This is a genomic window from Pseudoalteromonas sp. M8 (assembly GCF_018141365.1).
Taxonomy (GTDB): Bacteria; Pseudomonadota; Gammaproteobacteria; order Enterobacterales; family Alteromonadaceae; genus Pseudoalteromonas.
On record NZ_CP047240.1, the window covers coordinates 737,441 to 750,258 of the forward strand.

The window sequence follows — 12,818 nt, forward strand, 5'->3', positions numbered from 1 at the left end:
CCTTTTGTTGTTTATAAAAGAGGTAGTCTATGCTTCCTGTGATCGCTCTGGTTGGGCGACCTAATGTGGGTAAATCCACACTGTTTAATCGTTTAACACGTACTCGTGACGCGTTAGTTGCTGACTTTCCGGGTCTGACTCGCGACCGTAAATACGGCCAAGCAAACTATGAAGGCTACGAGTTTATTGTGGTAGACACGGGTGGTATCGATGGCTCTGAAGAAGGCATTGAAACTGAAATGGCGGAGCAGTCGCTGCTTGCAATTGAAGAAGCGGATATTGTGCTATTTTTGGTGGATGCGCGCGCAGGTATGACGGTTGCTGATCAAGCTATCGCGCAGCACCTTCGTAAACAACAGAAGAATTGCTTTGTTGTCGCCAATAAAACGGATGGCATTGATGCTGACTCCAACTGTGCTGAGTTTTACCAGCTGGCGCTCGGTGATGTTCAACAGATCGCCGCTGCGCATGGTCGTGGTGTTACTCAATTATTAGAGTTGACGCTACAACCGATTATCGCTGAACTTACGGCTCAAGATGAAGAGCTTGAGCATGATGATGAAGATATCGCCGAGCTTTACCTTGAAGGTGAAGAAGCCGAAGACGGCAAAACGGGTTTTGAAGACAAGCCTGTTAAACTCGCGATTATCGGTCGTCCAAATGTAGGTAAGTCAACACTAACTAACCGTATTTTAGGTGAAGACCGCGTTATCGTTTACGATATGCCGGGTACAACACGCGATTCAATTTACATTCCAATGACGCGCAATGATAAAGAATACGTGTTAATCGACACCGCCGGTGTACGTAAGCGTAAGAAAGTCAGCGATGTCGTAGAGAAATTCTCGGTTATCAAAACCCTGCAAGCGATTGAAGATGCCAACGTGGTATTGCTCGTTGTAGACGCGCGCGAGGGGATCTCAGATCAAGACTTGAGTCTACTTGGTTTTGCACTAAATGCGGGTCGCTCGTTGGTTATTGCGGTAAACAAATGGGATGGTCTTGATGACTATGTCAAAGAGCGTATCAAAACTGAGCTAGACAGACGCTTGGGCTTTGTTGATTTTGCTCGTTTGCACTTTATTAGCGCATTACATGGTACAGGTGTTGGTCACTTGTTTGAGTCGATTGACGAAGCTTATGAATCAGCGACTAAGCGAGTAAGTACGGCAATGTTACGTCGTATTATGGATATGGCTCAGGCGGATCACCAGCCACCATTGGTTCGTGGACGCCGTGTGAAGCTTAAGTACGCACACGCAGGTGGTTATAACCCGCCGCGTATTGTTATCCACGGCAATATGGTGCATGAACTGCCAGATAGCTATAAGCGCTATTTGATGAACTACTATCGTAAAGCGCTTAACGTAATGGGTACGCCGATTAAGATTGAATTCCGTGAAGGGGATAACCCTTACGCTGGTCGTTCAAACAAAATGACGCTCTCACAAAAGCGTAAGCTTCGCGCATTCGCAAAAGAAAACCGCAATAAGTCGTAAGGCTTTTTGCGGGAATTGTAGCTCGACACTATCTGGTGAGTGTGTCGAGCTGAGCATAAGTTCCATATCTATCCAATCAACTCCTTTTCCACATTCGACTATATTTAACTTTAACCCTGAACTCTCTCGCTTTGTTTTACCTTGCCCAACATTTGTGCTTAAGTTATATATAACCTGAGCTTCGGATAATTAATGCCTTTCTAGCAGCTAGTTTCAGCGCTAACTTTGTTGAATTTACTTCCAATAGCCAGCTATTGGTGCGTAAATCCGCCTAGTTATCCCTAAAACTCTCTGGCTAGACAAGTATATGGTTTAGACAAGCTTGAAAAATAAAGAGTTAGCTCATTTCTTACCCAAAACTCAGGTTAAGTTACATTAGGTTTATTGATAGTGAGGCTTAGGTGTTTGCTAAAACGGTGATTTATGTAGAAAGTGTTGAGGAAGTGCTGGATTTTTACTATCAAGCATTTGGCTTGAGCACTTTTGATATGACAGATGAGGGGGATTATGGTGAGTTAGACACAGGAGAAGTGAAACTCGCCTTTGCCAGCCATCCATTAGCCCAATCACAATTTAGGCAAGACTATATTCGTTGCCATCCTAAACAGCCTGCACTTGGGTTTGAAATTACCATCAGCTGTGAAAATGTCCCTGAATGCTATGATAAGGCGGTAGCCGCAGGGGCTGAGCCATTAAGCTCACCAAACCAAAAGGGCAGAGTAACACAAGCTTATGTAAGAGCCATTGAAGGGACTTTAATTGCTTTGGTGTCAAAGCCGGGTGAATAGCGGCACTCACGAAGGACGAGCGCCACTTTGATGCGGTGTGCTTTTATTCGATATCGACAAGTAGTCTAGCAAGACCAACGGGCTCGATTTCAACACAAACGTTGTCATCATTCCAGTTTAGACCAACGAGTGCATCATCTTCTTTTAGGTCGAGTACCCATTCGTCAAGAAAACTTTCAACATCAATACTCATCGGTGAAAACTCACTCCACTCGTCGCGACATTGCGCTTGCGCTTTTTCTTCACTATCCCACAGCAATAACACATCAGTCTCGTCAAACTGGTTAGAGTCAACCACAACCATGCCACCGTCATCAGAGCTAAGTGCCCAAACGCTTTCAGTATTTTTTACTTGCTCAATAAACTCACTGACTTCTGAGCCAATTTCTTCTTCATTCATCATAGGTGTTCTCAATTTCGTGGATCAGTTTGCTGGGCGATTGCTTGGCTTTGCCAACGGCCATGAAATGCCATTAGGTTGGTGTAATCGCTCAGGTCGACGAGCTCTCTAAATAGAACCCAATCAATAAGGCAGTATAAACTGATTTGGAGATAATCACAGTGTAAAAACTCTTCTGTCACACACTCTTCATTGAGATAGTGCAGGGTATGACCAATTCGTTCCCGCTGTAGATTAAAAAATAGTTTATCTTGTTCAATATCAAAACCAGAGCGCTTACTAAGTAACAGTTCCACCACAGAATCATTACAGGCATTAATAAGGATCAGCCAATTTTCTTGATCCCAACTGGGAAATGGAAGTTGATGTTTTTCACGGAGATAGCGAACAATCAGATTGGAATCACAAATAAGTTGTGCATCGTCTATTAAAAATGGGATCTTACGGGCGGGATTATGGCGAATAAGTTCGTCATGGCCTGCTTCGGAAAATATATCTATATGCTGGTAGCTCATTGGGAGCTGTTTAGCCGCGGCCCACATTCTAATTCGACGGGCGTATGGACTGGTGTTCGAACCGATAAGTTTCATGCCATCATTCCTTCAACTAAGTATCTTTTCGCTCATCCAGTAAATGTAGCGAGTTGGTATTAAGGAATGATGGCGAAGTGATTAACTTTTCGCAAGCGAATTAATCGCTACGACTGGTTACCTCAAGCAAGTGAAAACCAAACTGCGTTTGCACTGGCCCTTGTACTTGATTGATTGGGGCTGAAAAAACCACTTTATCGAATTCAGGCACCATCATGCCTGGTCCGAACTCACCTAGCGCACCACCATCTTGGCCCGACGGGCAATTGGAGTACTGCTTTGCGATTTCTGCGAAATCTTCCCCTGCTGCAATGCGTTCTTTGAGCTCCATGCATTGCGCTTCACTATCTACTAGGATGTGTCTTGCACTAGCGATTGCCATAATTTCTCCGATGATTATTTATTATTCATACTTTATTCTAATCTAGGTACGTTAAAAAATCAGCTTATCTAGGCAAGAGTTTTTCAATTTCGCTAGTGAGTTCGTCAGACATAGGTTTAGTGCGACTGTTAAAGCGCTTGATTGTTTTCCGATCAGCTGACACTAAGTATTTGTAAAAATTCCAATTTGGAGAGCTTGTTACTTCATTCAAATGTTGGAAAATGGGGTTAGCATCCGAGCCTCGAACTTCCGATGTAGCAAACATATTGAAGGTTACGCCGTAGTTGATAAAGCATACTTTTGCAGTTTCCTTTTCGTCGTCTTCTTCTTGGAAAAAGTCATCTGAGGGAAAACCAAGTACAACAAGGCCTTTATCTTGATATTTTTGATGTAGTTGCTCAAGCCCTTCAAACTGACCTGTAAATCCACAGTTACTGGCTGTATTTACGATGAGAAGCGGTTTGTCTTTAAATTCACATAGATTAAGTGAGTCATCAGAACGCAGTTTTCGCAGCTCAACATTGGTAAAATCATCACAGCTGGATGTCTTTGCATACGCGTTACTCGAGATTAGGAAACCGAGCGCTAAGCTCAGAATCGAAAGACTTTTTATCATCAGTGCTTTCCTTTTATTTATGTTATCTCTTATGATACGAAAATATTCGTTACCTTGATCAGCTTTCATGAATATTAGACTCGCTAAACCGCATGACCTTTGCGCCATAGTTGCCATTTACAACGAAACGATACCGAGCCGCCAAGTCACCGCGGATACGGAGCCCGTAAGCGTAGCACAAAAGCAAAGTTGGTTCGCCGCACATACGCAAAATCGCCCAATTTATGTGGTAGAGCTGGCGGAAAAGGTGATAGCGTGGATAAGCTTTAGCAGCTTTTATGGACGTCCTGCCTACGATGGCACGGCTGAGGTGAGTATCTATCTTGCAAAAACGGCACAAGGCCAAGGATTAGGTAGCAAACTTATGGACTTTGCAGAGCAGCAAGCGCCAAGCTTGTTTATTACAACGCTACTAGGCTTTATTTTTTCTCATAATCTCCCCAGTATCCGCTTGTTTGAAAAACACGGTTATAAAAAGTGGGGAGAATTACCCAACGTCGCGGTCATGGATGGTAATCACTATAGCTTGACGATTTTGGGCAAATCTCTCCCATAGCTTTATACGCCGTTGCTCTTTGCTGTTTGAATTTTTTTCGCTGCGTGAATTAGACCGCGGCGTCAAACATATCAAAATAGTGCTATTTTTTAGCGTCTTGTGATTCTTCTACTAAACTGGATCTCAGAATTATCGGTAAAGGATCTGGTTATGACGAATCGAGTGCTGATTATTGACAGCAGCAGTGTGCAAGCGATGCGAGTAAAGGTATTATTTGAGTTACTCGGTGGCGAGGTAGAGCATGTGCATTACCGGAGTCTGGAAGCAAATCTCGATTTTGATAAATTCGATGTTGTTGTTATTGCTCATGGGGTGCCCGCCAGTAAGCTCCAAGCGTTATATCAACTGAGGAATCATGATAAGTTAGTATTGCTGGCACCTAAACCCGATAATGCCGAGCACTTAAAATCTTTCAGTGAAATCAACCGGGCCTTGCCAAATGGCATTGTTATCTACCCCTTCTTTGCCAATAAAGATATTACTGGCTTACTTGAACGCCTACTGGAAATTGGTTCTACTAATACCTTAGTGCTGCCCAAAGTGTTGCTGGTTGACCACCATACGCCTCGCTTAGAGACCTTAGCTAACGGCCTACGCGGAGCACAGCTTGCGGTGACGACCGCGACGACGCTTGATGAAGCGATGCAAGTTGCCGAGCGACATCCTGTTGATCTTCTTATTTGTGACTTTAATCTAGAAAAAGACACTGGCTTAGATGTGTTTAATAAAGTTCGTCAAGTGCATCACAATTGCCGCTGCTTATTGATGACTTCTCGGGTTAATCAAGTGGATATGTTAGAAGCCGTGCGTCAAGGGGTTGAAGACATTCTGATTAAACCGTTTGATGAGAGCGATTTATTACAAAGCCTACATAAATTATGGCAAACAGAGCTCTTAAGACGCCATAACCAAGAGTTAGTTGAGCGCCTACAGGATACGGTCGATGCCTTGATTGAACGCGATAGTCTGCTACGCGTAATTTATAAACATACCCCGGATCCGATTATGCTGTTCAACCGCCAGGGCCATATTATTGAAGCAAATGACGCGTGTTGTGAATTGTTTGAGCTGACGGAAGAAGAGCTACAGCCACTCTCTATTTTTGAGCTATTTGATGAAATATCCGTGTCGCAATTACGCGATTTGATGAAGCATGTTGGTATGTTAAAGCACTTTAACTGTGAGCTGAGTCTGCCAAAAGCGGGTGAGCGCAGCATTCCTTTAATGGGAACGTTTAACGAAATCGATCATCACGGCGATATGGCATTTGCGGTCATTTTTAAAAATGTCTCAAAGCTTAAAGAGCAACAAGAAGTGCTAGAAGAAACCAAAGAGTTACTAGAGTTTGAAGTGCAAGCTCGAACGGCACAGTTACAAAAAGCCAAAGAAGCGGCGGAAGCGGCCAACCTATCCAAATCTGAATTTCTAGCCAATATGTCTCATGAGCTTCGCACACCAATGCACTCTATATTAAGTTTTGCACGTTTCGGTTTAGATAAGTTAACGGCTCCAGAAGTGCCGGCAGACAAGCTCAAAAAGTATTTATCTCGTATCGAAACCAGTGGTGAGCGTCTACTGGTACTACTTAACAATCTGCTTGATTTATCAAAGTTAGACGCAGGTCGCTTTCCATTTAATCCAAGCTTTCACAACCTCGTTAATGTGATCCAAAGCGGTATTGAAGATGTATCAGGCACTGCGCTTGAGAAAAAGATAAAAATTCGCTTTGAAAAGCCCGCTCAAGGCGTGATGACCTTTTGCGATCCGGAGCAAATGAATCAAGTGATCAGAAACTTATTGGGCAATGCGCTCAAGTTTAGCCCTGAAGGGAGTGAGGTGAGTGTACTGTTAAGCTGTAAAGATCAAGATATTCATATCAAGATTGCCGATCAAGGGGTTGGTATTCCGGATGACGAATTGGAACAGATTTTTGCCAAGTTTGTGCAAAGCAGTAAAACAGACAGTGGTGCCGGCGGCACGGGTTTAGGTCTTGCTATTTGTAAGGAATTTATTTTACTGCATAAAGGGCAGATTTACGCCGAGAATAATCCCGAGGGTGGTGCATGTATCAATGTGAGTTTGCCGTTAACAGAGCATCTTGAGAGTAATGCGGTGTAATGGTTGCAATTGGAAAGGCGTTGAGTAAGCGTCTATAAATAATAGTAGAGCTTGTACTAATACAATTTGATTGGGAGCTGTTGAAGCACTGGTCTTAAGTTACCTTATTTTCCCCACAGTGCCTTTCCCATTGCGAACCGACGAAGGATATTCATTTATGGCTTTACGCAGAATCTTAGCAGTTGACGACGAACCATTTAATCTAGAAATCATTGAAGAGATTTTAGAAGATTTAGACTTTGAGTTAAAAACCGTTGAAAGCGGTCATGAATGTCTAGCTGTAGTTGAAGACTTTGACCCTCAAGTAATTTTACTTGATGTGAGCATGCCAAAAATGAGCGGTTATGAGGTATGTAAGGCAATTAAAGCCAATCCAAACACACAGCATATTATCGTTATGTTCGTGTCTGCAAGAGGCTCTGTTGAAGAGCGCATGGAAGGCTACTCAGTGGGGGCTGAAGATTATATTGTTAAGCCGTTTGGCCAAGGTGAGCTAAAAGCCAAGCTCACGCACTTGAACCAAATGCTATTAGAAAAAGATATTCTGGCTCAGCAAATTGAAGATGCAACCTCCACAGCATTTAGCGCCATGGCTAATAGCAGTGAAATGGGGCAAATCGTTACCTACATCGAGCAAATAGGTGAAATAGAAACAATCCCGCGACTGGCGGAAGCTTTATGTCAATGTTTAAAGGGACTGGGACTTAATTGTAATGTCGAGGTTCGGCTTGAGGGACAAAAGCATCACTTTGCCACTACGGGAATTTGCTCACCTATCGTCATTGAATTATTTGAGATCTTACACACCAAAGGGCGATTACATGAATTTACTAATCGCATATTGGTTAACTATCCATTTTTGAGTATTTTGATCCTCAATATGCCGGGAGACGATCCAGATAAACACGGTAGATTGCGGGATCATATCTGTTTTATTGCCAGTGTAACGGAGCAACAGTTAATTGCCATTTCCACTAAACGCAAGCTGGTGCAGCAACACGAGGACCTGGAAGAAGCGATAAAAATGGTGCAAGGTAAGTTTAACAGCATGGTGTTGCTGCTTGATAAAAATCGTCAAGAAAACGAAAAAGTGTTCCGCTCATTACAAGAGTTATTTGAAGAGCGCATTCCGACAATGGGCCTAGACGAAGATCAGGAGATGTTTATCTATCAAAACGTCGATAAAGCGATTCAAAGCTCAGTCGCACGGGAAGAAAGTGTGCGAGAAGTGAAAACCGCTTTCCATGATATTGAAGAAGACTTAAAACTACTCTCACGACGCTCAGAATAGCAACCCTACTTCCAATACAGCCGTAGGTCGCGCTTTAGCGCGACTTTTTAGCTTTTATAGCGCAGCTTATTTATCGTGATTCCTTCGAACCATTTTGTGCAGGTCGTGCTTTAGCACGACTTTTTATCGCGACAAACCTGCTAAGCGTCTCGTGGCAAGCCCTTTTCAATAATGCGGATCAGCCTTGCTTTTTTGCGTTCATGTTGGTCTGACTTTTGTCTTTGTTGCTCCAGCGCCCAGTCGATATGCTCAATAACAAGGGGAGTTGCACTTTGACGCTTATCTTCCAGTGCTATAACGATTGCTTCATCGTATTGTGCATTGCCAAGGCCAACGGCTAAGTTCCGTAGCCAACGTTCATGTCCAATCCGACGAATGGGGCTGCCTTCGGTGTTTTTCAAAAATGTTGCTTCATCCCATGCAAATAAGCTCAACAATTGCTGATCTTTCAGTTGAGTTCGCGGCAAAAAGTCGGCTTCTTCCGTTATTTGACCATAGCGATTCCATGGGCAAACTAACTGGCAATCATCACAACCGTATATCCGGTTGCCCATTTTTGCCCTAAACTCCTCTGGAATAGCACCCTGAAGCTCTATAGTGAGATAAGAAATACAGCGTCTCGCATCAACGACATAAGGTTCTACGATGGCGCCAGTAGGGCATAAAGTTAGGCAGGCGGTACAACGGCCGCAACCTTCTTCTTGGTTTGGTTTATCAATAGGAAGAGGAATATCAACAAACAGCTCACCCAAGAAAAACCAAGAGCCCGCCTGCTTATTAATCACTAAACTGTTCTTTCCACGCCAGCCAAGGCCTGCTTTTTCTGCAATTTGTCTCTCTAGTACTGGGGCTGAGTCGACAAAAGGGCGAAACCCTAACGTACCGACTTCGTGCTCAATCTTTTGTCCGAGCTGCTTTAGCTTGTTGCGCATTACCTTATGATAGTCTCGACCTAATGCATAACGAGAGATATAGGCGGTGGTTTTATTACCAAGTGCTCTGGCAAAGCTGGCATCGGGTGGCAGGTAATTCATTTTCACCGAAATAATACGTTGAGTGCCAGGAACCAGTTCTGCGGGGCGGGCACGCTTCATTCCATGCGCCGCCATATACGCCATTTCACCATGATAGCCTGCGTCTAACCAGCGCTGAAGTTGCGCTTCATGCTCGCGTAAATCAATGTCGGTTATACCGACTTCTGCAAAGCCAAGTTCTTGGCCCCATTGCTTAATTTGTGCTGCAAGTTCACTATAATTGATATTATCGGTCGTCACGGGAAGAAATAATGGCTAATGAATACACGGACAATTTACCACAATTTGCTTACTCAGCCCAACAAGTGCAGCAATATGAAGCAAAAGCCGCAAAGTTATCAGGCACAGATCTAAGTACCTTAATGCAACGAGCTGGGGCCGCTGCATTTCGCTTTATTGAAAACAGCCAGTCCAAATCCAGCCATATCTTAATTATCACAGGTAAAGGCAATAACGCGGGAGACGGTTTTGTCGTCGCTCAATTATGTCAGCAGGCCGGATTTTCCGTCACCGTACTCGCGTTATTTGCACCCGAAAGCTTAACGGGCGATGCGCAGCAGGCATTTTCTCAATATCAAGGCGCATTGGTTTTTTCGTTGAACGAAGTAGAGTTAAGTCAGTTTACGGTTGTGGTTGATGGTGTGTTCGGCACCGGTTTTAGAGGTGAGCTGCCTGACCATGTTTGCCTTTGTTTTGACAAAATAAATAAACTGCCGGTTACTAGGTTGGCACTTGATGTACCGAGCGGTATAAATGCCACAACAGGAGAAGTTGCGGCCAGTGCATTTTTAGCTACCGAAACCATCACCTTTATCGCGTTAAAACAGGGCTTACTTAGCGGCTCGGCAAAGCGTTTTGTGGGGGCGCTATTGTTAGCCGACTTGGATGTTGGTGAAGCATTCAAAACCCTAGTAACGCCAACATCTAATTACTTAAATCATCAAACGTTCATGGCAGCAAGGCCGCAGCGAGCACCAGATAGCTATAAAAATGCACATGGTCATGTGTTACTTATTGGTGGTAATCGTGGTATGGCTGGAGCAATTCGATTGGCGGCAGAAGCCACTCTGCGTGCAGGAGCTGGCCTTGTATCGGTCGCTACTCATCCTGATAATATTGCAAGCGTCTTACAGGGGCGTTTTGAATTAATGGTGCACGGTGTTGAGAGTGCGAATGAGTTATTGCCACTGATAAAAAAAGCCAGTGTGATAGTGCTTGGTCCCGGGCTTGGTCAAGACGCTTGGGCCAAAACACTTTTTAACCATGCGATGGCAACTGAATTACCGATGGTTGTGGATGCTGATGGGCTCAATTGTTTAGCGCATGCACCGAGGCAAAAATCAAACTGGGTATTAACGCCTCACCTAGGTGAAGCAAGGCGGTTATTGAACCACTTAGAGACACCGCTAAATGAACATGACCGTTTCGCGGTGGCTAAAAAAATTAGCCATGAATATGGCGCCGTTACGGTACTAAAAGGGCCGGGCAGTTTGATATCTGAAGGTGAGCGGATAAATATTAATCGTTCAGGCTGTGCAGGAATGGCGAGTGCTGGGATGGGCGATGTTTTATCTGGTATCATAGGCGGTTTAATTGCCCAAGGGATGGAAGCATTTGCTGCAACAAACCTAGCCGTGTATATTCATGGTTTAGCTGCCGAGCAGGCCGCCCATGACGGCGAAAAAGGTATGTTGGCCGGGGATTTATTCGAACATATTCGAGGTATTTTAGGGTGACGACAGGTCATATGAGATTCGATTTGGCTGATGAGCCAGCAACAGTTGCCATGGGTAATAAAATTGCCAATGTTATTCGTCAAGGTGCGGTACTATTTTTACACGGTGATTTAGGCGCAGGTAAAACCACGCTCACTCGCGGGATCGTGCAAAGCCTTGGTCATTCAGGTAAGGTAAAAAGTCCAACTTATACCTTAGTTGAACCTTATGAACTGGATGATGTCTCAATATATCATTTTGATTTATATCGATTAGGTTCGCCTGAAGAGCTCGAATACATGGGGATCCGGGATTACTTTGCAAGTAATGCAATCTGTGTTGTTGAGTGGCCTGAAAAAGGTGAAGGCTTTATTCCAAACCCAGATATAGACGTCACAATGCAGTATGCTGGTGATGGCCGTCAAATTACACTTGAGGCCAAGTCTAGCCGCGGCGAGGCACTATTAAAACAATTACAAGATCATGCGTAATCAGCCGACTATTAGTTATATTTTAATTTTTATCTGCATACTCTTAACGAGCATGCAGAGCATCGCCCAAAACGCCATCGAAAGTGTGCGTGTTTGGCCCTCCCCAGAAAGCACTCGTATTGTTTTTGATATGAGCGATAAGCCGGATTACAGCTATTTTGTGCTGAAAAATCCACTGCGCTTGGTGATCGATCTTGAAAACACCAAGCAACAAAAAGACTTTCCGAGTGTTCCTGACGAACATCGAGTTGTAAACAAGGTGCGCCAAAGCAAACCAAAAAACAGCAATTCTGCACGGATTGTTGTGGAGCTAAGTCGTAGCGCTACGCCAAAAATCTTTGCGTTAGCACCAACCGGTCCATATAAAAATCGACTAGTTGTTGATTTGTATGGTAAGCAGATGAGTGCTTATGACGATACAAAAACTGCCATACCACGAAAAACACTGGCGCAAGACAGAGATATTGTCATCGCCATCGATGCCGGTCATGGCGGTGAAGATCCAGGTTCTATTGGACCTTCAGGTACTTATGAGAAGCTCGTAACCATTCAAATTGCGAAGCGTTTAGCGCGCTTAGTAGATAGCCAGCCGGGGATGAGCGCAAAGCTTATTCGTACTGGCGATTATTATCTCAAGTTGAATACGAGAACCGCAAGAGCGCGCGAAAGAAAAGCGGATTTCTTTGTATCTATTCACGCAGATGCTTTCACCAGCCCTCAACCACGCGGAGCGTCGGTCTGGGTGTTATCACTACGCAGAGCTAATTCTGAAATAGGTAAGTGGCTAGAAGACAAAGAAAAACACTCACAATTATTGGGTGGTGCAGCCGATTTAATTAAAGATACGGCCAACGAAAAATATTTAGCCAAAGCGTTACTTGATATGTCGATGGAACATTCGATGAAAACCGGGTTTCAGGTCGCAGAAGAAGTCGTCAAAGAGCTGAAAAAAGTGGCAAAAATGCACAAAAGCAGACCGCAAGCTGCAAACTTTGGGGTACTAAAATCACCAGATATACCTTCGATTCTGGTGGAAACCGGGTTTATTTCAAACCCCAAAGAAGAAAAGCTATTAATGTCTCCGCATTATCAAGAGCGTTTAGCTCGGGCTATTTTTAGTTCGATAAAAGGCTATTATGAGAAAAATCCACCGGATAATTCGCTCTTTGCGCGTATGCAATCCAACAAGCCGGTGACGCATAAAGTAAAAAGTGGCGAATCATTGAGTGTGCTGGCTAGCCGTTATGGCATTACGGTCAGTGAATTGAAAAAAGCAAATAACCTGAAAAACAATACCTTGTTTATTGGGCAAGTCTTAACTATTCCAAAAGCGTAAAT

Annotated in this window: 13 protein-coding genes; 8 read left to right on the forward strand and 5 right to left on the reverse strand. The window is 44.0% G+C overall.

All coding sequences use genetic code 11. The features are described 5' to 3' along the window. Positions 1-29 precede the first annotated feature (29 nt). Together der and GSF13_RS08365 are read left to right on the forward strand one after the other, a co-directional pair. Positions 30-1,499: a ribosome biogenesis GTPase Der gene (gene der, locus GSF13_RS08360; RefSeq protein WP_010605664.1), complete on the forward strand. Its 1,470-nt coding sequence runs from the start codon at positions 30-32 to the stop codon at positions 1,497-1,499. A gap of 401 nt (positions 1,500-1,900) precedes the next feature. Then, positions 1,901-2,287 (forward strand): VOC family protein, encoded by a 387-nt coding sequence (locus tag GSF13_RS08365; protein ID WP_010377356.1) that lies wholly within the window; start codon positions 1,901-1,903, stop codon positions 2,285-2,287. A 43-nt stretch (positions 2,288-2,330) separates the two neighbouring features. Here GSF13_RS08365 and GSF13_RS08370 read toward each other — a convergent pair whose 3' ends face one another. From GSF13_RS08370 to GSF13_RS08385, 4 genes are all read right to left on the reverse strand, one after another. Then, positions 2,331-2,687: a DUF2750 domain-containing protein gene (locus tag GSF13_RS08370; RefSeq protein WP_010605663.1), complete on the reverse strand. Its 357-nt coding sequence runs from the start codon at positions 2,685-2,687 to the stop codon at positions 2,331-2,333. Between the two features lie 11 nt (positions 2,688-2,698). Beyond that, positions 2,699-3,277, reverse strand: coding sequence for a glutathione S-transferase family protein (locus tag GSF13_RS08375; protein WP_211867853.1), 579 nt, complete (start codon positions 3,275-3,277; stop codon positions 2,699-2,701). Between the two features lie 100 nt (positions 3,278-3,377). Further along, positions 3,378-3,659 carry a peptidylprolyl isomerase gene (locus GSF13_RS08380; RefSeq protein ID WP_010377362.1) on the reverse strand — a complete coding sequence of 94 codons (282 nt, stop codon included), beginning with the start codon at positions 3,657-3,659 and terminating at the stop codon, positions 3,378-3,380. A 64-nt stretch (positions 3,660-3,723) separates the two neighbouring features. Continuing rightward, the gene (locus tag GSF13_RS08385; protein WP_026000907.1) at positions 3,724-4,275 is read right to left on the reverse strand and encodes a glutathione peroxidase; all 552 of its coding nucleotides are present in this window, start codon (positions 4,273-4,275) and stop codon (positions 3,724-3,726) included. 67 nt (positions 4,276-4,342) lie between these two features. On the opposite strand from GSF13_RS08385, the gene GSF13_RS08390 reads away from it, so the two are divergent. From GSF13_RS08390 to GSF13_RS08400, 3 genes are all read left to right on the forward strand, one after another. Next, positions 4,343-4,831, forward strand: coding sequence for a GNAT family N-acetyltransferase (locus tag GSF13_RS08390; RefSeq protein ID WP_211867855.1), 489 nt, complete (start codon positions 4,343-4,345; stop codon positions 4,829-4,831). A 150-nt stretch (positions 4,832-4,981) separates the two neighbouring features. After that, on the forward strand, positions 4,982-6,949 hold the full coding sequence (locus GSF13_RS08395) for a hybrid sensor histidine kinase/response regulator (protein ID WP_010377369.1): 1,968 nt from the start codon (positions 4,982-4,984) through the stop codon (positions 6,947-6,949). 157 nt (positions 6,950-7,106) lie between these two features. Continuing rightward, complete coding sequence (locus GSF13_RS08400) at positions 7,107-8,240, forward strand: response regulator (RefSeq protein ID WP_211867857.1); 1,134 nt, start codon at positions 7,107-7,109, stop codon at positions 8,238-8,240. 140 nt (positions 8,241-8,380) lie between these two features. Here GSF13_RS08400 and queG read toward each other — a convergent pair whose 3' ends face one another. Continuing rightward, complete coding sequence (gene queG, locus GSF13_RS08405; protein WP_211867859.1) at positions 8,381-9,514, reverse strand: tRNA epoxyqueuosine(34) reductase QueG; 1,134 nt, start codon at positions 9,512-9,514, stop codon at positions 8,381-8,383. A gap of 11 nt (positions 9,515-9,525) precedes the next feature. On the opposite strand from queG, the gene GSF13_RS08410 reads away from it, so the two are divergent. Genes GSF13_RS08410 through GSF13_RS08420 form a run of 3 tightly spaced genes read left to right on the forward strand, consistent with a single transcriptional unit; the run spans position 9,526 to position 12,816 of the window. Next, positions 9,526-11,010: an NAD(P)H-hydrate dehydratase gene (locus tag GSF13_RS08410; protein ID WP_211867861.1), complete on the forward strand. Its 1,485-nt coding sequence runs from the start codon at positions 9,526-9,528 to the stop codon at positions 11,008-11,010. Beyond that, a complete protein-coding gene (tsaE, locus tag GSF13_RS08415) occupies positions 11,007-11,480 on the forward strand; it encodes a tRNA (adenosine(37)-N6)-threonylcarbamoyltransferase complex ATPase subunit type 1 TsaE (protein WP_211867870.1) in 474 nt (157 codons plus the stop codon). The genes GSF13_RS08410 and tsaE overlap by 4 nt, the downstream gene beginning before the upstream one ends. After that, positions 11,473-12,816 carry an N-acetylmuramoyl-L-alanine amidase gene (locus tag GSF13_RS08420; RefSeq protein WP_211867872.1) on the forward strand — a complete coding sequence of 448 codons (1,344 nt, stop codon included), beginning with the start codon at positions 11,473-11,475 and terminating at the stop codon, positions 12,814-12,816. Before tsaE ends, GSF13_RS08420 begins: the two co-directional genes overlap by 8 nt. Positions 12,817-12,818: the final 2 nt, after the last annotated feature.